22 protein-coding genes are annotated in these 23563 nt (G+C 71.7%); 9 read left to right on the forward strand and 13 right to left on the reverse strand.

All coding sequences use genetic code 11. The features are described 5' to 3' along the window. Positions 1 to 11: 11 nt before the first annotated feature. The 3 genes from A4R43_RS41320 (at position 12) to A4R43_RS41330 (ending at position 3330) form a co-directional block, all read left to right on the forward strand. The gene (locus A4R43_RS41320; RefSeq protein WP_113697058.1) at positions 12 to 947 is read left to right on the forward strand and encodes a phosphotransferase; all 936 of its coding nucleotides are present in this window, start codon (positions 12 to 14) and stop codon (positions 945 to 947) included. A 72-nt stretch (positions 948 to 1019) separates the two neighbouring features. Next, a complete protein-coding gene (locus A4R43_RS41325; RefSeq protein ID WP_113697059.1) occupies positions 1020 to 2126 on the forward strand; it encodes a hypothetical protein in 1107 nt (368 codons plus the stop codon). A 106-nt stretch (positions 2127 to 2232) separates the two neighbouring features. Next, on the forward strand, positions 2233 to 3330 hold the full coding sequence (locus tag A4R43_RS41330; protein WP_236808610.1) for a hypothetical protein: 1098 nt from the start codon (positions 2233 to 2235) through the stop codon (positions 3328 to 3330). Here the strand turns inward: A4R43_RS41330 and A4R43_RS41335 are convergent. The 4 genes from A4R43_RS41335 to A4R43_RS41350 all read right to left on the reverse strand — a co-directional run bounded on the left by A4R43_RS41335 (position 3327) and on the right by A4R43_RS41350 (position 6230). Continuing rightward, positions 3327 to 4016, reverse strand: a complete 690-nt coding sequence (locus A4R43_RS41335) for an SGNH/GDSL hydrolase family protein (protein WP_113697061.1) — start codon at positions 4014 to 4016, stop codon at positions 3327 to 3329. The genes A4R43_RS41330 and A4R43_RS41335 overlap by 4 nt on opposite strands. Before the next feature lie 35 nt (positions 4017 to 4051). Continuing rightward, a complete protein-coding gene (locus A4R43_RS41340; protein ID WP_113697062.1) occupies positions 4052 to 4450 on the reverse strand; it encodes an LIC_13387 family protein in 399 nt (132 codons plus the stop codon). A 261-nt stretch (positions 4451 to 4711) separates the two neighbouring features. After that, positions 4712 to 5281: a TetR/AcrR family transcriptional regulator gene (locus A4R43_RS41345; protein WP_113697063.1), complete on the reverse strand. Its 570-nt coding sequence runs from the start codon at positions 5279 to 5281 to the stop codon at positions 4712 to 4714. 16 nt (positions 5282 to 5297) lie between these two features. Then, positions 5298 to 6230 (reverse strand): extracellular catalytic domain type 1 short-chain-length polyhydroxyalkanoate depolymerase, encoded by a 933-nt coding sequence (locus A4R43_RS41350; protein WP_113697064.1) that lies wholly within the window; start codon positions 6228 to 6230, stop codon positions 5298 to 5300. Positions 6231 to 6348: 118 nt separating this feature from the next. On the opposite strand from A4R43_RS41350, the gene A4R43_RS41355 reads away from it, so the two are divergent. Then, positions 6349 to 7617: a tannase/feruloyl esterase family alpha/beta hydrolase gene (locus A4R43_RS41355; RefSeq protein ID WP_113697065.1), complete on the forward strand. Its 1269-nt coding sequence runs from the start codon at positions 6349 to 6351 to the stop codon at positions 7615 to 7617. Here A4R43_RS41355 and rnhA read toward each other — a convergent pair whose 3' ends face one another. Beyond that, a complete protein-coding gene (gene rnhA / locus A4R43_RS41360) occupies positions 7618 to 8070 on the reverse strand; it encodes a ribonuclease HI (RefSeq protein WP_162788787.1) in 453 nt (150 codons plus the stop codon). Positions 8071 to 8201: 131 nt separating this feature from the next. On the opposite strand from rnhA, the gene A4R43_RS41365 reads away from it, so the two are divergent. Continuing rightward, a complete protein-coding gene (locus A4R43_RS41365) occupies positions 8202 to 9002 on the forward strand; it encodes a DUF3050 domain-containing protein (protein WP_236808611.1) in 801 nt (266 codons plus the stop codon). On the opposite strand, the gene A4R43_RS41370 is transcribed toward A4R43_RS41365, so the two are convergent. Genes A4R43_RS41370 through A4R43_RS41405 form a run of 8 tightly spaced genes read right to left on the reverse strand, consistent with a single transcriptional unit; the run spans position 8977 to position 19037 of the window. Next, a complete protein-coding gene (locus tag A4R43_RS41370; RefSeq protein ID WP_205215179.1) occupies positions 8977 to 10407 on the reverse strand; it encodes a class I adenylate-forming enzyme family protein in 1431 nt (476 codons plus the stop codon). The two genes, A4R43_RS41365 and A4R43_RS41370, sit on opposite strands and share 26 nt — an antisense overlap. Then, the gene (locus A4R43_RS41375; RefSeq protein ID WP_113697068.1) at positions 10404 to 11849 is read right to left on the reverse strand and encodes a CoA transferase; all 1446 of its coding nucleotides are present in this window, start codon (positions 11847 to 11849) and stop codon (positions 10404 to 10406) included. The genes A4R43_RS41370 and A4R43_RS41375 overlap by 4 nt, the downstream gene beginning before the upstream one ends. After that, complete coding sequence (locus A4R43_RS41380) at positions 11846 to 12637, reverse strand: class I SAM-dependent methyltransferase (RefSeq protein ID WP_113697069.1); 792 nt, start codon at positions 12635 to 12637, stop codon at positions 11846 to 11848. The genes A4R43_RS41375 and A4R43_RS41380 overlap by 4 nt, the downstream gene beginning before the upstream one ends. Further along, positions 12628 to 14187 carry a class I adenylate-forming enzyme family protein gene (locus A4R43_RS41385; RefSeq protein ID WP_113697070.1) on the reverse strand — a complete coding sequence of 520 codons (1560 nt, stop codon included), beginning with the start codon at positions 14185 to 14187 and terminating at the stop codon, positions 12628 to 12630. Before A4R43_RS41385 ends, A4R43_RS41380 begins: the two co-directional genes overlap by 10 nt. Positions 14188 to 14198: 11 nt before the next feature. Then, positions 14199 to 15533 carry a protoporphyrinogen/coproporphyrinogen oxidase gene (locus A4R43_RS41390; RefSeq protein WP_113697071.1) on the reverse strand — a complete coding sequence of 445 codons (1335 nt, stop codon included), beginning with the start codon at positions 15531 to 15533 and terminating at the stop codon, positions 14199 to 14201. Next, complete coding sequence (locus A4R43_RS41395) at positions 15530 to 16504, reverse strand: UbiA family prenyltransferase (RefSeq protein ID WP_113697072.1); 975 nt, start codon at positions 16502 to 16504, stop codon at positions 15530 to 15532. Before A4R43_RS41395 ends, A4R43_RS41390 begins: the two co-directional genes overlap by 4 nt. Further along, positions 16501 to 17646: a DegT/DnrJ/EryC1/StrS family aminotransferase gene (locus A4R43_RS41400; protein ID WP_113697073.1), complete on the reverse strand. Its 1146-nt coding sequence runs from the start codon at positions 17644 to 17646 to the stop codon at positions 16501 to 16503. The genes A4R43_RS41395 and A4R43_RS41400 overlap by 4 nt, the downstream gene beginning before the upstream one ends. Then, positions 17643 to 19037 (reverse strand): DegT/DnrJ/EryC1/StrS family aminotransferase, encoded by a 1395-nt coding sequence (locus A4R43_RS41405; protein ID WP_335645138.1) that lies wholly within the window; start codon positions 19035 to 19037, stop codon positions 17643 to 17645. The genes A4R43_RS41400 and A4R43_RS41405 overlap by 4 nt, the downstream gene beginning before the upstream one ends. Here A4R43_RS41405 and A4R43_RS41410 point away from each other — a divergent pair. The 4 genes from A4R43_RS41410 to A4R43_RS41425 are packed head-to-tail and all read left to right on the forward strand — an operon-like array spanning position 18987 to position 23146. Then, a complete protein-coding gene (locus A4R43_RS41410) occupies positions 18987 to 19988 on the forward strand; it encodes a Gfo/Idh/MocA family oxidoreductase (protein ID WP_113697075.1) in 1002 nt (333 codons plus the stop codon). The genes A4R43_RS41405 and A4R43_RS41410 overlap by 51 nt on opposite strands. Further along, entirely contained in the window at positions 19978 to 20820 is an 843-nt protein-coding gene (locus A4R43_RS41415; RefSeq protein WP_113697076.1) for a sugar phosphate isomerase/epimerase family protein, read from the forward strand. Before A4R43_RS41410 ends, A4R43_RS41415 begins: the two co-directional genes overlap by 11 nt. Continuing rightward, complete coding sequence (locus A4R43_RS41420; RefSeq protein ID WP_113697077.1) at positions 20817 to 22100, forward strand: M20/M25/M40 family metallo-hydrolase; 1284 nt, start codon at positions 20817 to 20819, stop codon at positions 22098 to 22100. The genes A4R43_RS41415 and A4R43_RS41420 overlap by 4 nt, the downstream gene beginning before the upstream one ends. Further along, positions 22097 to 23146 carry an Ldh family oxidoreductase gene (locus A4R43_RS41425; protein ID WP_113697078.1) on the forward strand — a complete coding sequence of 350 codons (1050 nt, stop codon included), beginning with the start codon at positions 22097 to 22099 and terminating at the stop codon, positions 23144 to 23146. The genes A4R43_RS41420 and A4R43_RS41425 overlap by 4 nt, the downstream gene beginning before the upstream one ends. Positions 23147 to 23563: the final 417 nt, after the last annotated feature.

A 23563-nucleotide genomic window follows, 5' to 3' on the forward strand; every position in this document is an offset into this window, starting at 1 on the left:
AGGGTAGGCGGATGCGCTCGCCCGAGGAACTCGCCGCCCGTACCGAACGAGCCACCCGCGCCGCCGCTGACGCGGCGCGGGAACTCGGGGTGACGGTGACCGAGCCCAGGGCCATCTACGACGTGTTCTCCGTGGTGGTGGTCCTGGACCCGGCGCCGGTCATCGCCCGCGTGCCGGCCGTGCTGCCGCGTTCGGTCACCCCGGAGCAGCAGGCCGGTTTCCAGCGCAACGAACTCGCCGTCACCCGCTGGCTCGCCGACCGCGGTGAGCCGACCGTGGTGCCGAGCCCGCTGGTGCCCGCCGAACCGGTGCGCCGCGACGGCTTCGGCATCACCTTCTGGGAGCTGATCGAGGGCGTCACGGAGCCGGAACTGGAGCTGGGGCCGCGGTTCGCGCTCACCGCGCGCCTGCACTCGGTGCTCCGCGAATACCCCGGCGACCCGGGTTTCCTGTCGATGATGGACGGGTTCATGGACGACGCGCTCGCGCAGCTCGCCGAGCGTCCCGACCTGCTGCCGCCCGAGGACCTGGCGCGGGCGCGCCGCGAGTGGGCGGTGTTCGAGCCGCTGCTCGCCTCGGAAGACGCCTTCCTCGCCGAATTCCCGGACGCCGACCTGCAGGTCGTGCACGGCGACGCTCCGTACTACAACCTGATCGAGACCCCCGGACGGGTGTACTTCTCGGATTTCGAGCACGTCACGCGCGGGCCGGTGGAATGGGACCTGGCCTCGATCGGGGACGAGGGCGTGGCCGCCTACGACGCCGAGGCCGCCAAGTTCGGGCTGCGGCCGGTGGACCCGCGGCTGCTGCGGGCCATGGAAGCCCTGCGGAACCTGCAGATCGTCGGCTGCCTGGCGATGGTGCCGGAACTGCCGCTGCTCGCCGACGGCCTCAAGCCGGTGATCGAGCACTGGCGGACCACCGAACCGGCCGGCGGGCTCGGCTGACCGTCCCGGTCCGCGGGCCGATGACCAGAAAATAGGTGTCGTCACCGCGGACCCGGCTGCCAAGGTGGGCCGATGACCGACCGCACCCTGGTGAACTTCTTCTACGCGCACCCGATCGGGCACGCGGTGGAGGCGTTGTACTACGCGAACGGGCACCACGCGGCCCGGCCGGACCGGGAGATCGCCGTCGCGCTGAACTCGGCCACCGCGGTGGAGTTCGCCGACTACTGCCCCTTCGTTTCGGCGAAGTACGCGATGGACCATTCCTTTGTGGACCCGTGCCCCGATTCGGCGGACCGCCTCGCGGTGCTGCCGCGCGAATGGGACCACGTGATCGAGGACGGCCGGCGCTACCAGGACTTCCAGCTGGAGTTGTTCCCCGGGATGCGCGACTACTACGCCGCGGCCGACGAGCACCTGATCGCGCGGGAGAAGCGCACCTTCACCGGTGATCCGCGCGTCGGTTACCTGCCGCGGCAACAGCTGCGGTTCGAGCTTCCGGTGAGCGTGCCGCGGGTGCCGAGGATCGCGGTGCTGCCCGGCGGGTCGAGCGAGCCCGCGCTGTACCCGTCGGCCGGGTCGTGGCTGCTGATCCTGGACGCGCTGACCGAGGCGCTGCCCGACGCGGAGATCGTGCTGCTCGGCAAGACCGGCCAGGACGGGCGGACCACCACCTCGATGGGGGAGCGCGGGATGCGGGAGCTGCTCGCGCACCGGTCGAAGCCGGTGAACGCGGTGGATGTCCCACTGGTCGAACAACTGGCCCTGGTCCGAGCGAGTGATGTTTTCCTGTCGCCGCACACCGGGTTCGGGCTCGCCGTGCTGGCCGTCGGCACGCCCTGGCTGACCATCTCCGGCGGGCGCTGGTTCGAGTACTTCTTCAACGGCGTGCCGTTCCGCTCGATCATCCCGGACACGTCGCGTTTCCCCAGCTACAGCCAGTTCGACGCGGCCGAGGTGGTGGACGGCGACGACGGTCCGCGGACGCCGTCGATGAGCCGCGCGCGGATCGAAGCCGACCTCGACCGCATCGTCAGCGCGGCCGTGGAGCTGTCCGCCGGAACGGTGAGCTACGAGCAAGCGCTGCGTGACTACTTCCCGGCGCTGCTCGCCGCGCACGGCGGGGACGCGTCCGGCATCTGGTCCATCGACGGGGTGCACCTGGATTATCTGCGGTAGAGTCGCCGGTCGCCTGGGAGCGCTCCCAGGCGATGTCTGGAGACAAGGAGCGACAATGCGGTCGTGGATCAGGAAAGCGCTTACAGCCGGCTTCGCCGTCGGGCTGGTGGCCACCCTGCCGGCCGTGCCGTCGGCGGCTGCCGGGCCGCTCGCCGACTGCGGCACCGGCTCGTTCAACGCCGAAGCGGTGAACAACGGCGGCACCTGGACCGTGCGCAACGGCGGCAAGACCGTCTACACCGGCACCAGCCTGCTGTCGGCGTTGCAGTCGGCGGCGGGCAGCCTCAGCGCCGGGCGCACGTGGAAGGAGCGGATCGTGGTCCGCGGCTCCGGCTCGATGAGCGCCGGCAGCCGGTTCTCGCTGCCCAGCTACACCGTGCTGGACGTGTGCGGCACGATCAACGTGACCGGGACCGGCTCGGGTGACCAGGCGCCGGTCTACGCCAGGAACGTGCGCGACATCGAAGTGCAGCACCTGAACCTGACCGGCTCGCCGCTCTACGGCGTGTTCATCCGCAACGCCGAGAACGTCACGCTGGGGCAGCTGGACCTGCGCTTGTCCAGCGGGCTCGGGGTGCGCATCGACAACCGCGGCGACACCTCGCGGTGGACCAGGAACGTGCGCATCGACAACGTCTACGTGCAGGGTTCGAGCACGCACGGGGTGGAGACCTACGGCGTGGACGGGCTCACCATCGGCACGGTGACCGCCCGCAACACCGGCGGGTCCGGGTTGCTGCTCAACGAGACCATCAACGCTACGGTATCCAAAGTGGACGGTAGCGGCGCCGGTACGGGCACCGGGTACGCCGCGTTTCGCACGGCGAACCGCAACGGCCGGATCGGCAACTCCTATCCGGTCAACATCCGCGTCGGCGAGGTGATCGCGCGCGGTGGCGGGCGCGGCGTGTTCTGCGTGTCGGAAAGCGGCGGCATGGTGATCGACCGGCTGGACATCGCGCAGACCGGCGGCAACGCGATCCTGCTGGAGAACTGCTACAACGTGAACCTGGCCGCGCAGAGCGGGAAGGTCGCCGGGCCGGGCGACATCCGGCTCGCTTCGCGTGCGGAGTTCCCGGTGACCTCGGACGTCACGGTGCGGAACCTGACCGTGACGAACTCCGCGATCACCGAGAACCCGTGTGGGGTCAACACGAACTTCGTGAACAACACGCTGGTGAACAGCACGCAGAAGGTGTGCTAGCCGAGCGCCGCGGTCAGTGCCGGGTACCAGCGGCCTTCGATCTTCTGGATGCCGCTGGTGCCGTTCGGGTGCACGCCGTCGTAGGTGTCGGCGGCCGGGCTGAAGCCGGTCCACTGGTCGACCACGGTGATCGGGGACTGGGCGGTGCTGTTCGCCTGCGCCCAGGCGGGAATGGCGGCGTTGAGGTCGATCACGCGCTGCGCGCAGGCGGCGCAGTTCGCCGGTGCCATCGGGATGATCTGCGCGACGAGCAGTTTCGTCGTCGGGTTCTGCGCGCGCATCTGGCCGAGCAGCTTGCCGAACGCGGTGAGAATGGTGGCTGGGCTCTGGTTGTTCCAGACGTCGTTGGTGCCCAGGTGCATCAGCACGATGTCCGGGTCGGTGGCGGACAGCCAGCCGGGCAGGAGGTTCTGGTCGGCGATGCCGGTGGCGAGGAAGCCGCCGTGGCCTTCATTGTCGCCGTCGTGGGGGAAGCCGCAGCCCTGGGCGGGCAGCGTGCCGACGAAGTCGACGGCGGTGTGGCCGGTTTGCTGGAGGTGCTGCCAGAGCAGCGCGCGCCAGCAGCCGGGTGAGCCGGTGATCGAGTCGCCGAGCGGCATGACCCGGACCGGTGCCTCCGCGGCGGCGGACACCGGGAACAGGAGCGCGGCCAGCAGGCTGAGCAGGGCGAGCGTGGAGCGGTACATGGAGCCTCCTTCATTTCGGGAGCGCTCCCAGGAGATTAACGCCGGGGCTGGGGCTTGGCCAGCGACCACCCGAAGGCAATGCAGGCGACCGCGAACAGCACGATCGGCGGAAGGGGCAGCAACCACGCCGACAACCCGAGCGCGACCACGGACGCGGCGAGCGCCAACCCGGCCAGCTTCCGGCTGGCTTCGGGGACGAACAGGCACACCGCCCCGGCGAAGATCAACGCCACGCCCATCACCAGCGACATGCCGCGGTCGAGGTCCGCCAGGCTTCGCTGGAGGCCGAGCAACTCGATGCCGTACTCGCGCATCGCCGTCATCGCGCGGTCCGCTTCCGGGGTTGCGGCTTTGGCGGCCAGCAGGGCCGCGGTGGCCAGATGCCCGGCGCCAGTGGCGATCCACGCCCACGCCCCGATCCTGAACGTCTTCACGGGGGACAACCATACACACCTGTATGGTGCGCGACCATACAGGTGTGTATGGCCCGCCGAACACGAATGTGGCTTTCGGAGCAGAAAACGCCCCGAAAGCCACATTCGTGTCCCCGGCGCGCGCCCCGCCCGGATGGCGCGGCGGCCGCCGTCGGCCCGCTCGGGAAGTCGCGTTCGTGCCGCCCGGTGCTGCGAAAGCCACATTCGTGTCCCTCAAGCCGCCCCGAAAGCCACATTCGTGTCCGCCCCGGCAGTCGCCGGTCAGGGCAGGGTGGTCAGCTGGTCGATGAGGTGCTTCAGCCCAGCCCGTCCCCGCGCACCCTCGACCGCGACCTCCGGCACCACCGAGCCCGCCGCCCGTCGCAGGTCCGACCAGCCCAAATACGCCGAGTACGCAAAAACCGCCTGTCGGCGCGCCACCGCGGGTGTCAGCCCCAGCTCGCCGTACAGCGAAGCCAAGAACGAGATCCGCCGGTCGATCACGCGCCGCAGTACCGGCGCGACCGCCGGGTGTTCCGCCTGCGCCATCAAAGCGGGCTCCAACCCGGCGATCACCTCCGTGCCCAGCGCCGCCAGGAAACCTTCGCGCAGCTTCTCCCGCGGGTCGTCCAGCGGCTCCAGCCGGGTGATCAACTCGGCCGTGGTCCGCCGCTCCCAGGTTTCCATCGCCGCGGTCAGCAGCGCGTCGCGATCCTTGAAGTGCCAGTAGAAACTGCCGCGCGTGATGCCGAGTTCCCCGGCGAGCGCGTCCACGGAGACGGCGGCCACGCCGCCCTTCGCCAGCGCGCGCAGGGCCGCCGTTGTCCAGTCCTCGCGGGTGAGTCGAGCCATGGCCCGAACCCTAGTGTCAGCCCAGCCCCCAGAACGCACCGATCCGCGCAGCCGCGCAGATCCCCACGTCCAGGATGTACGCCGCCGCCGTGCCGCAGGCGGGCGGATCGACCGGCTGCCCGTGCCCCATCCCGGTCAGCGAGTACGTCTCGACCACCGCCCGGCCGCCGCCGTCGCGGTAGACCGCGTGCGGGTAGCCCGCCACCGAATCGGTCTCGCTCGGCGTGGCCGGGATGCCGTGCACGTTGGTCCACTGCTCGACCAGCTCCCGCTGGTTCGCCGCGGCGACGGTGTAGTCGGCGGTGCCCTGCCAGAGGCTGACCACCGGCCACCGCCCCTGGTGACCGCTCGCCGCGCGCACGCTGTCACCCCACGCCGCCGGGCTGCGGTCCTTACCGGGGTTCATGCACGAGAACGCGTCCACCATCGTGGTGGCGCACCCCTGCGGCAGCCCGGCGACCACGGCACCGCCCGCGAACAGGTCCGGATAGGACGCCAGCACCTCCGACGTCATGCCACCACCGGCCGACAACCCGGTGGCGTACGCCGTCGTGCCGCCGGTGTCGGCCCGCGTCCGGCGCACCATCTGCGCGATCGACTCGGCCTCACCCGAACCCCGCGCGGTGTCCCCGGACTGGAACCAGTTGAAGCACCGGTTGAAATTGTTGCCCGGCTGCTGCTCCGGCAGCACCAGGCTGAACCGCCCGCTGTCGGCCAGCGCGCGCCACCCGGTCTGCTCCCCGTAACCGGCCGCGTTCTGCGTGCACCCGTGCATCGCGACCACGATCGGCCGCCCGGCCGGCAGCCCGTCCGGCACGTACCGGAACATCTTGAGCGCCCCCGGATTGGTCCCGAAACCGGTCACCTCCACGATGTTCGCCGCCGAAGCCGGGACGGCACCCGTCAGCAGCGCTGCCAGCAGGGTCAAGGCGATCGTCAGCGTTCGCATCCAGCTCACGATACGAACGCATCGCCGGGTAACCGACGGTCGAGCGCACACAATCTGGCCCGGCACTGTGTGGCCCGACGACATGGTCCAACCTCTCCGTGCGGCCTAGGTTCACCGCATGCTGTCGAAACTGGCGCTGGCCGGCGCGCTCTTGGCCACGGTTCTGCTGCCGGGCACCGCCACCGCGGACGACTGCGCGCCGCCGCGGGTGCCGGGCGCGGCCAAGCAGGTCGCCGCCTGCCTGGCCGACCTGACCACCGCGGGCACCGTCGCTTCGGGCCACACCGTGCCCGCGGACTGGGCCGGGCTCACCTCGGCCGCGCTGCCACGGCCCGGCGCGGTGCCGGGTGTGCAGATCGACGGCTACTTCCCGGATTCCTCCACCACGAACCAGCACCACGGCTGGGCGCACGACGCGCAGTTCGTGCTCCGCCTGCCCGCGCGGTGGAACGGCGGCCTGGTGGTGGCGGGTTCACCCGGCAACCGCGCGCAGTACGCCAACGACCGGGCCATCGCCGACCACGTGCTCGCCGCCGGGTACGCCTACGCCGCCACGGACAAGGGCAACACCGGCCTGGAGTTCTTCACCGACGGCCACCGGCCGGGCGACGCGGTGGCGGAGTGGAACCACCGGGTGACCCAGCTGACCTTGGCGGCCAAGGCCACCGTCGCCCAGCGGTACGGCAGGCTTCCACAAAGGACACTCATGGCGGGCATCTCCAACGGCGGCTACCTGGTGCGCTGGCAGCTGGAGAACCGGGCCTGGCTCTACGACGGCGGGGTGGACTGGGAAGGCACGCTCTGGACCGCCGGTGGTCCGAACCTGTTCACCTTCCTCCCGGCGGCGATCCGGAATTACCCGGCCTATTCCGCCGGTTCCGCCGAAGCACACCAAGCCATTCTCGACGCCGGTTTCGCGCCCGGTTCCGAATTTCTCTGGCCCTATCACGATCAGGTCTACTGGGGACTGACGCAGCGCATCTACCGCACCGAATTCGACCCGGAATACCGCGGTTCCGACGCCGATTACGCGTACGCGGACCGGCCGCGGCGGGTGCACCGGGCGGTGGAGCGGGTCGAGCTGACCGGCCGCATCGGCAAGCCGCTGATCACCCTGCACGGCACGCTGGACGCGCTGCTGCCGATCAGCCGCGACTCCGACGTCTACGCCCAGATGGTCGGCGACCGGCCCCACCGCTACTACCGGATCGAGGGCGGCACGCACACCGACGCGCTCTACGACACCTACCCGGACCGCCTCCGCCCGATCGGCCCGTGCTTCCTCAGCGCGGTCGAGGCGATGGGCGGCTGGCTCGACGGGCACACGCCGCCGCCGTCGAAGACGGTCCGGCGAGCCCCTGGCGAGGCCACTGCCTGCGAGCTGTGATCACCCGGCGGCGACGGCCTCTTCCAGGCCCTTGACCGCCAGCCGGTCGGCGCGCTCGTTCTCCGGGTGCCCGGCGTGGCCCTTGACCCAATGCCATTCCACCTGGTGGCGGGCGGCGGCCTGCTCGAGCCGCTGCCACAGGTCGGCGTTCTTCACCGGGGTCCTGCCCGAGGTCTGCCAGCCGTTGCTCTTCCACCGCGGCAGCCACGAGGTGATGCCGTTGCGGACGTAGGTGCTGTCGGTGTACAGCCGGACCTCGACCGGGCGCTTGAGGCTCTCCAGCGCGCGGATCGGCGCGGTCAGCTCCATCCGGTTGTTCGTGGTCTCGGCCGCCTGACCGCCGTAGAGCTCCTTCTCGTGCGTGCCGTACCGCAGGACCGCGCCCCAGCCACCGGGGCCGGGATTGCCGCTGCACGCACCGTCGGTGTAGATCTCCACGATCCGCTCTGTCACGCCGGTACCCTACCTCCCCCGATCGAGTCGGCCGGGTTCGACCTATCGATATGTGGAAATGGGCAAAGCTCTGTGCTTTTCTCGAACAGAACGCACACCGGAACGAACCCCGACAGGACTGGTGGAACGTTTTGTCCGGATATCAGTGGAAGTCGGCAGGCCGGGAAATCGAGCGCCTCCGCGTCTCGATCAGCGGTATTCGCGCGGAGGTCACCGGGCACCGGCTGTACGGCCTGCTGCGCCGCCGGGCCGACGTGGCCACCTTCATGACGCACCACGTGTTCGCCGTCTGGGAGTCCATGTCGCTGCTCAAGGCGCTGCAGGGCAGGCTGACCTGCGTGCGTGTGCCGTGGGTGCCGCGTGACCAGCCGATCGGCGGCAGGCTGGTCAACGAGCTCGTGCTGGTCGAGGAGAGCGACGCGCTGGAATGCGGGTTCACCAGCCACTTCGAGCTGTACCGGCAGGCGATGGCGGCGGCCGGGGCGGACACCGCGCCGATCGACGAGTTCCTCGGACTGCTCCGCAGCGGCATTCCGGTTCCGCGGGCCTTGGTCACCGCGGACGCGCCGGAACCCGCCGCGGAGTTCGTGCGCGCGAGCTGGTCGCTGGTCAGCGAGGGCACCGTGCACCAGCAGGCGGCGGCCTTCGCCTTCGGCCGCGCCGAGCTGGGCCCGGCGATGTTCGCCCAGGTCGCCGCCGAGGACAGGCTGGCGTTGTTCCGGCTCTACCTCGACCGGCACGTGGTGGCCGACCAGCGGCGGCACACCCCGATGGCGATGCGGGTGCTCGCCGGGTTGTGCGGTGACGACGAGTCGAAGTGGCGTGAGTGCGCCGAAGCCGCACGCGAGGTGCTCCGGGCGCGGGTGCGGCTGTGGGACGGCGTGTGCGCGGCGCTGGACCGCCGCCTCACCAGCGTTCCCGCACCAGGCTGACCAGGGATTTCCGGCAGATCTTGCCGGTCGGGCCCAGCGGCAGTTCGGGCAGCAGCACCAGCGATTCCGGCAGCTTGCGGCGTTCGAGGCCGCGGGCTTCGAGGAACCCGGTGAGCCCGGCGAGGGTGAGGCCGGGCCCGCGCGGCACCACGCACGCGCACAGCCGTTCGCCGAGGTCGTCGTCCGGCACGCCGACGCAGGCGACCTCGGCGATCTCGGGGTGGGCGCCCAGTTCCCCCTCCACCTCGGCGGGGCTGATGTTGTACCCACCGCGGATCACCACCTGCCGCAGCCTGCCGAGCACGTGCAGCCGCCCGCCGGCGTCGAAGCGGCCGCGGTCGCCGGTGCGCACCCAGCCGTCCGGCGTCCGGTACCGCGCGTCGAGTTCGGGTGCCCCGGCGTAGCAGAGCGGGCTCATCGGGCCGCGTGCCTGGATCTCACCGCCGACGATCCGGATGCTGGTGACCGCCGGATCCGGCACGCCGTCGCGGCAGTTGACCCCGTCGGACGAGCCGTAGACCGTGCGCACCGGCCTGCCGAACCGGGCTTCGGCGGCCAGCCGGACCCGTTCGGGGAGCGCGGCCCCACTGCTCACCAGAACGTCCAAATCGGACAGATCTTCCGCTGGATCCGCTGGTATCGCGGCCATCCGGCCGAGCATCGTCGGCACCGCGAACACGTGCGTCGGCCGGTGCGCGGTCAGCGCGCGGACCGCGCCCGCCGCGTCGAAGGAGTCCTGCACGATCAGCGTGGTGCCGAGCGCCGCGATGCCCACCGGCACCCCGCACGACCCGAACGACGAGGCCAGCGGCACCAGCACCAGGTTGCGGTCGGCACCCAGCGCGCGGACGTAGTTCGCCCGGCCCCCGGCGAAGGCGTTGTGCGAGTAGGCCACCAGCTTCGGCGTGGCCTCCGAGCCGGTGGACACCAGCAGCCGCGCCGGGTGCTCGGGGTGCACCTCCGGCCGTGGCCACGAACCGGAGCCGTACGGAACCGCGGTGATCAGCCCGCGTGCGCGCGACCGCTCCAGCAGGGCACGCAGGTCGCGGGCGCGGGAGCTCAGCGGAATGGGCAGGGCGACCGCGCCGAGCGCGTAGGCGGCCAGTTCGACCGCGACGGCGTCACGGCCGTTGGGCAGGTGGATGGCGATCACGTCCCGCTGCCCGAATCCCGCCCGGTGCAGGCCGGCGGCGGCCCGGCCGGTCAGCGCCAGCAGCCCGGCGTAGTCGAGCACGCCCCGGGAATCGATCACCGCGGCACGCCGCGGGTGCGCCTCGGCATGCGCGGTGAACAGGGAAAACAGGTCGCGGTCCGGACAGAACCCACGCCGGACCCACTCCGCGCGGCAGTCGGCGGGCACCAGGTCGCGCAGCCGGAGACCGCTGTTCGACACCCACTCGGTCAAGCGAACTCCCAGGGTGGCAGCGGATACGCGTAACCGTCGCGGCCGAGCGCGGTGGCGAACCGCGGATCGGCGGCCAGTTCGGCGAGATCGGTGCACACCTCGATCGGCTCGGTGGCGCCGTACAGCCTGCCGTCCCGCAGCTCGATCGAGCTTGTCCACTGTGGACGGCGTTGCGGCACCAGCGAAATGGCGGACCAAAGCGACGAATCGACACGGGCGCCGCGGCCGGTCCGGACACGGTCGAGCAGCGCGGTCAGGATTCCTTCGGCGCAGACCAGCCCGCCCAGCACGTCGGTCAGCGTCATCAGTGACGGCGCGGGCGCGCCGGGTCGTAGCGCCGCGGCGAGTCCGCTGTGTGCCTGCACGAGGTAGTCGGTGCCGAGCGGGGGATTGTCGCCGAACGCCCCGCCCCAGCCGCCGGCCCACGCGTAGACCAGTCCGGAGTGGACGGACGGGAGGTCGTCGAGGCCCCAGGAGGCGGCCTTGCCCGGCGCCCAGTTGTGCAGGAAAACGTGGGCTCCGGCCAGCAGTTCCACCAGTCCGGCCCGGCCGGAAGGGGTGGACAGGTCCAGCTCGACGGCCGACTTGCTCCGGTTCAGCGCGAGGAAGCGTGCCGAGCAGCCGTCCACGATCGGCGGCACCCAGCGCGCGGGATCGCCGCCCGGCGGCTCGACCCGGACGACCTCGGCGCCGAGCAGGCTCAGCACGTGCCCGGCCAGCGGTCCCTGCACCCGGCGAGCCGACTCGACCACCACCAGGCCCGCCAGCGGCAGGTCACCCGGTGGTGGCCAGCCGGGCCCCGGATCACCCGCCGGGGTGACTCGGAACGCGGGGCCGGGCAGGTCCCGTGGGCACTCGCGGGCCGGCAGCACGCTCACCCCCGCCGCCGCCCCCGCCTCGGCCACCGAGCGGAAGATCCGGGCGGCCACCCGGGCGGCCAGTTCGTCCGGCAGCGGGCACACCGCGGTGCCGAAGCGCTGCTGGAACGGTGGCCACCCGGCGCGGATGGCCGCGGGGGAGGCGCCGAGCAGGCTCCAGAACCGCGCCCAGTCCTCGGCCTTCAGCGTCTCGACCTCCACGTGCACCCCGTCGGCGGTGGTGAACGGCGGCCCACCGGTCCCGCGGATCTCCGTCCAGTCGTCGTCGGCGGTCGCGACGGCCAGGTACTGCGCCACCGCGTGCAGCGCGGCCTGCGCCACCGAAGTCCGCACGAGCCGCAGCGGCAGGCCGCGGGCCGTGGCGATCGACGCCGCCAGCGCGCCCTGCCGGGCGAAGACCCCGGCGACCGTGCGCGCGTAGTCCACGGCGATCGGCTCGGGGCGCCCGTACCGGCGGCCGTGGACGTGCATCAGCCCGCACGCCGCCTGCACCATCGGCTCGTCGGCCAGCGGGAGCGAGATCGGCCCGGCCCAGGTGAGCCCGGGAGCGGCGACCGACGTCATCGGCGCCTGCCGTGGACCACGTACATCGGGCACGACACGGCGAGGAACCGCGGATCGGTCATCACCGCGCGCACCTCGCCGAGCTGCCGTTCGGTCAGCCCGGCCGCCAGCAGTTCGTCCCGGAGGTGGTCCGTGTGGTGGACGAGCAACCGCAGACCGGGTGAATCCGCGGTCCACACCTCCAGCGACGGGCGCACGCCGACCTCGGTGAACCCGGCCTCGGTCAGCGCCGCCGCGGCCCGGCGGCCCCAGGTCCGGTCGGCTCCGGCCCGGTTCATCACGGTGGCCACCGCGTCGAGAAAGCGCTGGTACAACGCCGCCGCGTCCGAAGTGGACGCTCGCAGGCAGTGGCCGTACGAGGTGTCGAACTCGTCGAGCTGCAACCAGCCACCCGGCACCAGCGACTCCGCCAGTTTGGTGAGCACGGACTGCCGCTGGGGCAGGTGCCGCAGCACCAGGCGCGCGTGCACCAGGTCGAAAGTGGACGGTGGCAGCGGATCGGTGACCACGTCGTGCCGGGCCCAGGACAACCCCGGCGCCTGGACTTCCTCGTCCGGCCGCAGATCGGTGGCCAGCACCCAGCCGCTCGGTGCGGTCCGCTCGGCCAGCCAGCGCGCGATCGACCCGCCGCCCGCGCCCAGTTCCAGGCACCGCCAGCCGTCACCGACCCCGGTGGCCACCAGCCCCTCGATGGTCAGCGGGTCGTAGGCGGCGGACAGGCAGCGGGCCTGCTCGCGGCGGGCGTCCGCGCGCTCACCGAAGACGTACGGCGGGGTGGTCACGTCCATCGGCCGGTCCCCGGGGTGTCGGCGCAGCCGGTGAGCATGGTCAGCAGCGCGAGCCGCCGGACCTTGCCGGTGCCGGTGCGGGGGATCTCGTCCCAGGTCAGCACACGCGGGGGCTGGAGCGCGGGCAGGTCGTGCACGGCGCCGGACCACTCCGCCGGGTCCACGCGGCCGGTTTCGGTGACCACCACCGGCAGCGGGTCCTTGCCGGGCATGGCCAGCACCACGCATTCGAGCACGCCGGGCAGCCGGTCCTCGAGCACGTCCTCCAGTTCCAGGCAGCTCAGGCCGGGACTGGTGTCCACCTCGCGGTCGAGCAGCAGCACCCGGCCGTCGCGCCGGTGCACCGCGATGTCCCCGGTGTTCCACCAGCCGCCGTCGTGCTTCTCCTGCCAGCGCTGGTTTTCCCCGACGTAGCCGAGGCAGCGCGCCGGCGTGCGGGCCAGCACCAGTCCGGCTTGCCCGCGCGGCACCGGCTCGAAGGTGGCGGGATCGACCACCTTCAGCCGGGTGCGGATCGGGATCGCGCGGCCGAGGTCCCGGGTGGACGGATGCCTGCCGCGCCGGGTGGCCAGCGACTTCCTGGTGAAGAAGCGGAAGGTGATCGGCCCGGTCTCGGTCTGCCCCCAGCCCTGCATCCACAGTGGACGGCGGCGGCGTGACGCGTGCAGGTAGTCGCGGATCACCGGCGGATGCATCGCGTCGTAGGTGCTCAGGTAGAACCGCACGTCGCGGAACGGGTTGTCCAAACGCGACAGAAGCGGGCGGAACCGGACGAAGGTGGCGGGCAGCGCCTCGACAAAGGTCGGCGGAAATCGGCGTAGCAGCACGTCGGCGGCATCCGGCTCCGGTCCGGAAAGGATCACGATCCGGGCCGGGGCCAGGCAGAACACGCTCGCAGTCCAGCAGAAGGTCCGGCCGTGCGCGTAGGAGCTGGCGTTGGCGAGCGTGTCGTCACGGCGGACGCCGACCGCGGGCAGCCGCACCGACTCCAGCCCGGCGAGCTTGCGGATGATGGTCGAAGTCGAGTGCACCACCAGTTTCGGCACCCCGGTGGTGCCCGAGGTGTGGTTGATCACCAGCGGTTCGTGCTCGCTCGGCCGCCGCGGCGGGGGCGGGCGGTGCCCGCGCAGCCGGTCCACGTGCAGCGCGCCGGGTTCCGGAGTGTCCAAAGTGATCACCCGGGCGGCGAAGGCCGCGCCGAGCCTGGCGTGCTCGGCGGTGGTCACCAGCACCGCGGGCGAGAGCCGCCGCAGCAGCTCCGCCAGCGATTCGGGGGGCAGATGCGCGGAAAGCTGCGCCGGGACCGCGCCGAGCCGGATGGCCGCGCAGGCGATCAGGTCGTAGTCCCAGTGGTTCGGCTTGACGATGGCGACCCGGTCGCCGGGCCGGGCGCCCGCCGCGGCCAGCCAGCCCGACACCTCGGCCACCAGCGCGGCCAGCTCACCCACGCCGTAGTCGACCCCACCGGCGGGCGCGATGTCGAAGGGCCGGTCGAGCCGGACGCGGGTGCCGGACCCGCGATCGGCGCATTCGTCGAAGAGCACGCCCATGTCGTACGGCCTCACACCGCCTCCTTCATGCCGATGCGGCAGTGGTGCAGGTGGTGCAGCACCCTCGAGGCGGCCAGCGCCCCGGCGCGGATCGCGCCTTCGCTGCTGGGCCGCAGGGAAATCCAGTCGCCCGCGTACTCGACCGGCCCGATCGGCCGCGCCTCGAACCCGGCGCGCAACGCGAGCGCGGCCGGGGTCGCCTCGGGCAGGCCGTGCCGGAAGCGGTGCACCAGGGTGTCCCTGGTCGCCGCGCCCAGCCCGGGCAGGAACCGTTCGCCCGCGCCGAGCAGGCGCGGCACGATGTCGCCCTCCGGCGCGTCGATCAGTTCGGCGGCCACCGAAGGCGCCGCGCAGAGGCTGACCAGGCCACGGCCGTCCGGCGCGCGGGAGCTGTGCTTCTCGTGGTCGACGATCACCCCGGACAGCACGGATTCCTCGGCGGCGGGGGTGAGCAGCACGTACAGCGGGCGGTTCGCGGTCAGGCCGAGCGGCCGGTCCAGCAGGCAGCTGAGCTTGAGCATCGGCGTGAACGAACACGCGGCGAGATACGGTTCGGCCGCCGGAGCCGGGTTGGCGTGCAGTTCCGTCGCGACCGGCGCGGGCACGCACAACACCGCCGCCCGCGCGTGGAAGGTGCCTGCCGCGGTGGTCACCCTGGCGTGCGAGCCCTCGGTGACCACTTCTTCGACCGGGTGATCGGTTTCGACGTCGAGATCGGCGGCCAGCCGCCGCGCGAGCGTGTCCATGCCGTCGGCGTACGTGCGCCAGGCGGTGGCCGGGCCGACCGCCAGCATCAGGCAGGCCATCGGCGCGATGGTGGAGCGGTCCGCCCGCCAGCCGAAGAAGTTCGCGCCGAGCGGCTGGAAGAGGTAGTCGTGCAGGTCGCGGTGGAAGCGCTCGGTGAACTCGGCGACGGTGGCCGCGCCCAGCGGCGTCTCTTCTGGACGGTCCGTGTCGAACCGGCGCCGATTCCGTTTGGCGCGCATCAGGAATCGCGTCAGCTCCCAGCGCGCGCGAAGTGACAGCGCGGTGCTTTGCGGGGTGAGCGCGGCGTGCGCGCGGCCGTCGCGCCAGACCCCGACCGAGCTACGGATCGACGGCACGTCCGCGATCGGCACCCCGGCGCGGCGCAGGAGTTCCCAGGTGGCGCGGTAACCCTCGGCGGAGAGCTGCTCGGCGCCGGTGTCGATGGTGTAGCCGCCGTGACGCACGCTGGCCATCCGCCCGCCGACCTGCCCGGTCGCCTCGAACACCCGCACCGACAGCCCGGCTCGCCGCAGTTCGTGCGCCACGGTCAGCCCGGCGATACCGGCGCCGACCACGGCCACGTCCGGTGCCCCGCTCATCCGAGCGCCAGCACGAGCAGGTTGGCCAGCACCAGCAGCAGCACCGAAAGCCGGTGCACGCGGAAGCCCATCCGCCGGGCGGTCATGATGTCGCCCAGCTTGAACCCGCGGTGCCACTGCCTCGCGCGCATCATCGTGGCCGGGGCCATCGCCAGCACGAACCACCAGGGCGCGGCGCCGGTCAGCGAGCCGACGGCGCCGATCGCGAACTCCGCCAGCGAAAGCGCCGCGACGAACCGCGCGTTGGCACGCGGGGAAACCGTGGACGCGACCGTGGTCCGCCCGACGCTGCGGTCGCCCTCGATGTCGTTGGTGTTGGAGTAGACGCCGAACAGCAGCGGGCCGAGGCCGAAGATCAGCGCCTGCACCACCACGAAGGCGTTGATCGTGCCGGTGGCCAGCGCGTACGGCGCGAGCACCAGCACCCAGCCGAGCGCGGCCAGGTAGATCTCCTGGAACCCGTGGTAGCTCAGCTTGATGCCGTACGAGTACTGGAGCGAAACGACAAAGGTGACCACCAGCAAGATGACGGTCCACATCGGACGGTACGGTCCGATCAGGATCGCCGCGGTCCACAGCGCAGCGCCCGCGGCCGCCGCGCCCCAGGCGAACCGCAGCGCCTCCGCGGGCGTCAACGTACCCGCGACCAGCGGCTTGCGCAGCTTCCGCCGCAGCGGCGCGTCGGGCCCGTAGTTGGCGACGTCGCTGCCGTCGGCGAAGCCGGTGTAGTCGTCGAAGGCGACCAGCGAGGCGAGCACGCAGATCTCACCGGCCACAAAGCACAGCAGCATCGGGAACACTTCGACGCTGAACTGCGTGGTGGTGGCCAGGATCGCGGCGAGCACCACAAAAAGGCTCAGGTAGTAGTCGAACACGTCGAGCTTCGCGAGCCGGACGTAGCTCCGGAACTTGCTCTCCCGGATCGGCTCGGCCCGCCACTGGGCGAGCAGCCGGTCCTGACTCCTGGTCATCTTGCCTCCTGATCGGCGAGCTGGCGGGACGGGACGAAGGCGCGGACCGCGTCGGCGATCCGCTCGACTTCGGCATCGCTCAGCTGCGGGTACACCGGCAGCGAGAGGATGCGCGCGGCAGCCAGTTCGGCCTGCGGCCAGCGCCGTCCCGGCGGCGCGAACCGGGCGAACGCGGGCTGGCGCGGCAAGGGGAGCGGGTAGTAGACGTGCGTCTCGACACCCCGCGCCCGCAGGTGCGCGCGCAACGCGTCCCGCTGGTCGGCGAGCAGCGTGTAGACGTAGTAGCAGCGGCCGTCGCGGCCGGTGGGCGGCGGCACGATGCCGTCGTCGGCGAGCGGGGTGAACTGTTCGGTGTAGTACTCGGCGATGCGCGCGCGGCGCTCGAGGCGGGCGGCCAGCCCGTCGTAGCGGTGCAGCTGGAAGGCGGCCTGGATCTCGTCGAACCGGCTGTTGTAGCCGATCCGGTGGTGCAGGAACCGGGTTCTGCCGTCCTGGCCGTGGTTGCGCAGCAGCCGGACCGTCCGTGCCAGCTCGGCGTCGTCGGTGACCACCGCGCCGCCCTCACCCGGCATGCCGAACGACTTGACCTGCACGAAGGAGAACACCCCGGCGTCGCCCCAGGTACCGGCCTTGCGACCGCCGAGCACGGCGCCCTGCGCGACGGCCGAGTCCTCCAGCACACGCAGGCCGTGCGCCCTGCCGAGCGCGGTGAACCGCGGCATGTCGGCCATCACGGAGAACAGGTGCGCGGGCATCAGGACCTTGGTGCGCGGGGTGATCGCCGCCTCCGCCAGGTCCGGGTCGAGCACCATGGTGTGCGGGCGGATGTCGGTGAACACCGGGGTGGCACCGAGCTCGGCCACGGCCGAGGCGAGCGGGGCGCAGCCGAACGCGGGCACCACCACTTCGTCCCCCTGGCCGACGCCCATCGCCCGCAGCGTGAGCGTGAGCGCGGAGGTGCCGGTGGCGCAGGCGATCACGTCGGCGGCGGGCAGTTCGGTGCGGAGCAGCTGCTCGAAGCGGGCGGTGTGCTCGCCGAGGATGAACCGCTGTTCGTGGGCGGTGCCGATGCGGTGAAGCAGGTCCAGCAGCACCTCGCGGTCCTGTTCGAACAGGTCGGGCGGGAAGAACGGGATGCTCATGCCGCGACCTCGGCGTAGAACCGGCGGATGTGCGCGCAGACGGTGTGCACGTCGCGGGCTTCGAGATCCGGGTAGAGCGGGAGGGCCAGCGCGCGGGCACACGCCGCTTCGGCGTGTGGCAGGTCGGGATGCGGGCCGAACTCGGCGAAGCAGGGCTGCCGGTGCAGGGGGATGGGGTAGTAGGTCTCCGTGCCGATCCCGGCTTCCGCCAGGTACGCGGCCAGTTCGTCGCGGCGGTCGGCTTCGATCAGGTAGACGTAGCAGACGTCGTCGGGCCCAAGCTCCGGTCTCCGCCGGATGCCGGGAATCCCGGCGAGGCCGGCGCCGTATTCGAGGGCCAGGGCACGCCGCCGGGCGATGTCCTCGTCCAGGCAGGTGAGCTTGGCCAGCAGGATCGCTGCCTGGATGTCGTCCATTTTGCTGTTGGTGCCGATGAGCCCGGATTCGGTGGAAATGCCGGGGAAGTGGTCGAGGGTGCGGCCGCCGCGGCCGTGGTGGCGCAACGCCGCCACCCGCCCGGCGATGCCGGGATCGTTGGTGAGCACCGCGCCCGCGTCGCCGAGCGCGCCGAGTGTCTTGCTCGGGAAGAACGACAGCACGCCGCCTTTTCCGTGCAGACCGGAATGTATGCCGCGTTGCCGCATGCCGATGCCTTCGGCGCTGTCCTCCAGCACGGTCAGCTCGTTCCGCCCGGCGATTTCCCTGATGGAGGCCATGTCGGCGATGGAGGTGAACAGGTGCGCCGGGAGCACGAACCGGCTGGCCGGGGTGAGCGCCGTTTCGATGGCACCGGGGTTGAGTGCGTAATTGCCGGGATCTATGTCGGCGAATTGCGGGACCCCGCCGGCGAGCACCACCGCGGAAGCGGTGGCGACGAAGGAGAAAGCGGGCACGATGACACCGTCACCGGGTTTCAAGCCGGCCGCCCGGAGCAAAAGAACGAGCGCGTCGGTGCCGCTGTTCACCCCGACGACGTATTGCGCCCCGGTGTATTCACGCAGCCGCTGCTCCAATTGAGCGACCTGTTTGCCGTGCGAGAACTTTCCGTTGTCGAAAACCTCGCCGACCCGGGCGCGGATGAGGGGCCACAGTCGCTCGAACGTGGCATTCTGCGCGAAAAACCGCACTTCAGCACGGGTTTGACGGGGCTCGTCGAGCATCACTCTCCGCTGCGGGGTCACGCACCGAAAGTAGCCGAGTGTCCGGGCGGCGAAAAGGGATGAATGGTAACCGGTCCGGTTTTCACTCTTTGCGGTCAGTTTCCCGGCACGGTTCTCGACTATGGCGGCCGGACCGGCGGATATTACGACGGACAGCCTTCCCCGATCGAGAAGAGAATCATGCTGCAAACCCTGGTGCTCGGCCTCGGCAGGGCGGGTGCCGCGCTGCACCTCCCGGTACTGGCCAGGATCGGCGAAACCGGGTTGCCGGGCGTGTTCGCGGATCACCCGATTCTCGCCTACGACCCCCGGCCGGTGGAACTGCCGCACCTTTCCCGGGTCCGGGTCGCGGCCAGCCTCGGCGAGGCGATGGGGCGGGTGGACCCCGGATCGGCGGTCGCCCACCTGTGCACGCCGCCGGGTTCCCGGCTGAACCTGCTCGAAGAACTGGCGCGCAACGGATTCCGCCGGTTCATCGTGGAAAAGCCGCTCGGCACCGGGCGCCGCGAACTCGACCGGATCGGCGTGCTGCGCCGCCGGTTCGGCCTGCGGATCGCGGTGGTGGCGCCCTGGCTGTCGGCGAGCCTCACCGAACGGCTGGTGAAACTGGCGCGGTCGGGCGAGTTCGGCAGCCTGCGCTCGCTGACGGTGAACCAGCACAAGCCGCGGTTCCACCGGTCGCTCACCAATCCGGGGCACTCGAACGCCTGCGAGGTCGAACTGCCGCACGCGGTGCCGGTGGCGCTGCGGCTGGCCGGTCCGGCCGAACTGGTGGAGGCGGAATGGTCGGACATGGCCTGCGACGGACGGGAGATCCCGCGCCTCGGCGGCGCTTCGCTGACCCTGCGGCACGACGGCGGCGTGCTCAGCAGGCTGCGGTCCGATCTCACCTCGCCGATCCGCGAGCGCAGCATTTCGCTCAGCTTCGACCACGGCATTGTCACCGGGCACTACCCGCTCAGCTGTGAGGACGACCACGCCCAGCTGGAGGTGGTCTCACCGCACCGGATCGAGCGCGAGGTGTTCCGCGACGACGCGCTCACCGCGTTCTTCCTGCGCACCTACCGCGCCTTCCGCGACGGCCTGCCCACCGGGATCGAGGTGCACGAACGGGCCGCGCGGCTGCTGATCGAGGCGAAGGAGCGGTGCGCGCGCGGGCTGGTGGCCCCCCATGCGCCGTGAGCTGTCCTTCGCCGGGATCGGTGACGAGGCAGGCGCGAGACTGGCGGCCCAGGTGGGCGCGATCCGGCGGCTGGGCTGGCGGCAGCTGGAGCTGCGCAGCGTGGACGGCCGGGCGATCGCCGACCTGGGCCTGGACGGGCTGCGGCGGGTGGAAACCGCGATCAGTGACGCCGGGCTGGAGGTGGTCTGCCTCGATTCGCGGATCGGCAACTGGGCGCGGCCGATCACCGAGCCGTTCGCCCGTGAGCTGCACGAACTCGACGAGCTGCTCGACTGGTGCCTCGCGCTGGACACGCGGTTCATCCGGATCATGTCGTATCCGAACGCGGACCTGCCGGAGGACGAATGGCGGCGGCGCGTGCTCGACCGGGTGCGGCGGCTGGTCGACCGCGCGGCCGAGGTGGACGTGGTGCTGCTGCACGAGAACTGCTCCGGCTGGGCGGGTTCGAGCGCCGAGCGCGCGCTCGAACTGCTCGCCGCCGTCGACAGCCCGTACCTGCGGTTGCTCTACGACACCGGCAACGGGGTGGCGCACGGATACGCGGGGCACGATCTGCTCGCTGAGGTCGTCGAACACGTCGAGCACGTGCACGTCAAGGACGCGGTGGTGGTCGACGGCGAGGCCCGGTTCCGGCTGCCGGGACAGGGGGAGGCGCGGGTCGCCGACTCGCTGCGGTTGCTGCTCGAATGCGGGTACCGGGGTGCGTTTTCGCTCGAGCCGCACCTGACCACGGTGCCGCACCAGGGAAAGGTCGCCGGGGACACCGCGGCGGACGCCTTTGTCGCGGCCGGGCGCGAGCTGGAACGGCTGGGCGTGGAGATCCCGCGGTGACCGGGCTGCTGCTGCCGTCCGATCAGGACCTGCTGCTGCGGTTGCTGCGCACGCCGACGATCAGCCCGCTCGAAGCCGGTGACGGGGAACCGGCCGCGCAGCTGTGGCAGGCGCAGACGCTGTACGCGGAGGCCGCGCAGGCGATCGGCTTCCGGACGGCCCGGCACGACTGCGCGCGGCCCGCCGACGTGTTGCGCGACGACGTGCCCGCGGCCGTCCGGGAAGCGGCGGGCACGCCGGGCTTTCTCGCCGGGCAGCCCAGCCTGGTGCTGCGGCTGGGCCGGGCGCTGCCGTTCGGCGCGACGATCATGTTCAACGTGCACCTCGACACGGTCGCCGGGTTCGAACCGGTGTCGTTCGACGGCCGCCGGTTCACCGGGCGAGGCGCGATCGACGCGAAGGGGCCGGCGGTGGCGCTGCTCGCCGGGGTGCGCCAGGCGATCCAGCTGAGCCCGGCGGTCGGGCGTGAAATCGGGGTCATCCTGCAGGTGGTGTCCGGTGAGGAGGGTGGCGCGCTGGGCACGATCGGCACCCGGCGGCTGGTCGCCGCCGGGTTCCACGGGCGGCTCAACATCTTCTGCGAGCCCACCGGCATGCGGTACCTGACCAGGGCGACGGCCGCGATGACGGCGCGGGTCCGGGTGGCCGGGCAGGGCGCGATCGACGACCGGCCGGAAGCCGGGCACAACGCCACCGTGCTGCTGGGCTTTCTCGCGCAGTACCTGGCGGCCACGCTCGGCGGGCGCTTCTGCGTGGCCGGGCTGCACACCGGTGACCAGCACAACCGCGTCTACGGCACGGGGCAGTTGCTGCTGAACCTGCCGTACGAGTCGTCGGCCGAGGGCCGGGAACTGGCGGCCCGGGTCGAGCGGGTGTACCACGCCGGGCTGGCGGAGTTCGCCGCGAAGTTCGGCGGGACGCAGGTGTTCGGCCGGACCGCCGCCGACGCCGCGGAGATCACCCGGCTGGACTGGCTCAAGATCGGGCTGCCGTGTCTCGACGGCGGTGACCGGTGGGCCGAGAACCTGCTGACCACCCAGGCGGGCGTGGCTGCCTGGGGAAGTGATGAACAGGCGTTCACCTGTGACGCGATCTGGATGGACGGGGTGCCGGGTGCGTTCACCGCGGTGCTCGGCCCCGGCTCGCTGGACGGGAACAACGCGCACGCCGCGGGCGAATACGCCGAACTCGCCGAACTGGAGGAGTTCGCGGCGGCCGTCTCGCGCATCCTGCTCGCCTTCGCGCGAGTCCGTGCTCCAGCCGTGAAAGGAACCCCATGACCGCCGAACTTGTCGCGCCTTCGACAATCCGCGTGCCCTATGCCGAGTTGCTGGCGTTCACCGCGGGGGAGTTCACCCGGCGCGGCGTGCCGTCGCACCGGGCCAGGCTGGCGGCGGAGGCGCTGGTCTACGCCGATCTGCACGGGCTGGGCTCGCATGGCCTGGCGAACCTGAAACCGTTGTACCTCAAGCAGTTCGACGAGGGCCGCATAGTCGCGGACGCGGAGCCGGCGGTGGTGAGCGACCTCGGCGCCTGCGCGGTGCTCGACGCGCAGCGGGCGCTGGGCCTGTGGGCGGCGGCGGAGGCGATGGACTCGGCGGTGGAACGCGCGGAGTGGCACGGGATCGGCCTGGTCTCGGTGCGGGGTGCCACGCATTTTGGCAGCGCCGGCTTCCACGCCCGCCGGGCGGCGCGGGCGGGCATGGTCGGGGTGGTGATGAGCAACTGCGGGAACCAGCGGATCGCGCGCCCGCCGGGCGGCACGGTGCCGATGCTGGGCACGAATCCCCTGAGCGTGGCCGCCCCCGCCCTGCCGCGGCGGCCGTTTGTGTTGGACATGAGCACCACGGTGGTGCCGACGGGTCGCGTACGGGCGGCCGCGCGGGATGGACTGCCCGTCCCGCCGGGCTGGCTGGCCGACGACGAGGGCCGCCCGGTAACCGACCCGGCGGCTTTTGACCACGGGCAGGCGCACCTGCAGTGGCTGGGTGGTCGGCCGGAGACGGGGGCGTACAAGGGTTTCGGGCTCGGGTTGGTGGTCGAACTGCTGGCCGCGTCCCTGTCCGGCGCCGGCCACGGCCCTTCCCCGGCCGCGGTCGCCGGCGACCGGGGGCGGGATGATGACATCGGTTTCTTCATGCTGGCCATCGCGCCTCAACTGGCCGACTTCACACTGGACGTGCGGACGATGTTCGGCGCCCTGCTGGCTTGCCCAGGCACCGTGCGATACCCAGGCTGGCCAGAAGCGGAACTGGCCGAGACGAACCTGCGGGCCGGCGTCCCACTGGCCACCCCAGTCCACGCCGACCTTTCCCTGCCCCGATGAGCAGTCGGCGTGGTCAAGTGGCTGTATGTCCGAGTGGCCAAGTGGCTGGGCGGTCTAGTGGCCAAGTGGCTCATCCACTAGACCACCCAGCTCCTACGCCACTTCTCTTGGGGAACGAGCCACCCTCAGCCGAGGACACCCAGGCCCCCGAGCCCGCAGCCGACACGATGGTCCGGTGGCCGAGTGGCTTGCTGGCTCAGCCACTAGCCCACGCGGCTGCCCACCTATTCGATTTGAAGGCTTGGCCGGGACTCGCTCCTCGCGGTCGCTGGCGCGGCGGAGCCAGCAGGGCAGCGGGGCTGCCCACTGCCCCGGCGGCCGCGTGGCCGGAGGGAAGCGTTGGCCGCGTGAGGAACGCTTCAGAGGGGCGGCACAGTGGCCCAGTGGCCGAGTGGACTAGCCACTTTGCCACTTGGC

The organism is Amycolatopsis albispora (assembly GCF_003312875.1).
Classification (GTDB): Bacteria; Actinomycetota; Actinomycetes; order Mycobacteriales; family Pseudonocardiaceae; genus Amycolatopsis; species Amycolatopsis albispora.

Excerpts from the sequence above, each read along its gene's own strand:
- A4R43_RS41390 (WP_113697071.1), bottom strand. The coding sequence starts at position 15,533 with ATGAGCGGGGCACCGGACGTGGCCGTGGTCGGCGCCGGTATCGCCGGG.
- A4R43_RS41355 (WP_113697065.1), top strand. The coding sequence starts at position 6,349 with ATGCTGTCGAAACTGGCGCTGGCCGGCGCGCTCTTGGCCACGGTTCTG.
- A4R43_RS41345 (WP_113697063.1), bottom strand. The coding sequence starts at position 5,281 with ATGGCTCGACTCACCCGCGAGGACTGGACAACGGCGGCCCTGCGCGCG.
- A4R43_RS41395 (WP_113697072.1), bottom strand. The coding sequence starts at position 16,504 with ATGACCAGGAGTCAGGACCGGCTGCTCGCCCAGTGGCGGGCCGAGCCG.
- A4R43_RS41350 (WP_113697064.1), bottom strand. The coding sequence starts at position 6,230 with ATGCGAACGCTGACGATCGCCTTGACCCTGCTGGCAGCGCTGCTGACG.
- A4R43_RS41335 (WP_113697061.1), bottom strand. The coding sequence starts at position 4,016 with ATGTACCGCTCCACGCTCGCCCTGCTCAGCCTGCTGGCCGCGCTCCTG.
- A4R43_RS41385 (WP_113697070.1), bottom strand. The coding sequence starts at position 14,187 with ATGGGCGTGCTCTTCGACGAATGCGCCGATCGCGGGTCCGGCACCCGC.
- A4R43_RS41410 (WP_113697075.1), top strand. The coding sequence starts at position 18,987 with ATGCTGCAAACCCTGGTGCTCGGCCTCGGCAGGGCGGGTGCCGCGCTG.
- A4R43_RS41375 (WP_113697068.1), bottom strand. The coding sequence starts at position 11,849 with ATGACGTCGGTCGCCGCTCCCGGGCTCACCTGGGCCGGGCCGATCTCG.
- A4R43_RS41380 (WP_113697069.1), bottom strand. The coding sequence starts at position 12,637 with ATGGACGTGACCACCCCGCCGTACGTCTTCGGTGAGCGCGCGGACGCC.
- A4R43_RS41320 (WP_113697058.1), top strand. The coding sequence starts at position 12 with ATGCGCTCGCCCGAGGAACTCGCCGCCCGTACCGAACGAGCCACCCGC.
- A4R43_RS41425 (WP_113697078.1), top strand. The coding sequence starts at position 22,097 with ATGACCGCCGAACTTGTCGCGCCTTCGACAATCCGCGTGCCCTATGCC.
- A4R43_RS41325 (WP_113697059.1), top strand. The coding sequence starts at position 1,020 with ATGACCGACCGCACCCTGGTGAACTTCTTCTACGCGCACCCGATCGGG.
- A4R43_RS41400 (WP_113697073.1), bottom strand. The coding sequence starts at position 17,646 with ATGAGCATCCCGTTCTTCCCGCCCGACCTGTTCGAACAGGACCGCGAG.
- A4R43_RS41415 (WP_113697076.1), top strand. The coding sequence starts at position 19,978 with ATGCGCCGTGAGCTGTCCTTCGCCGGGATCGGTGACGAGGCAGGCGCG.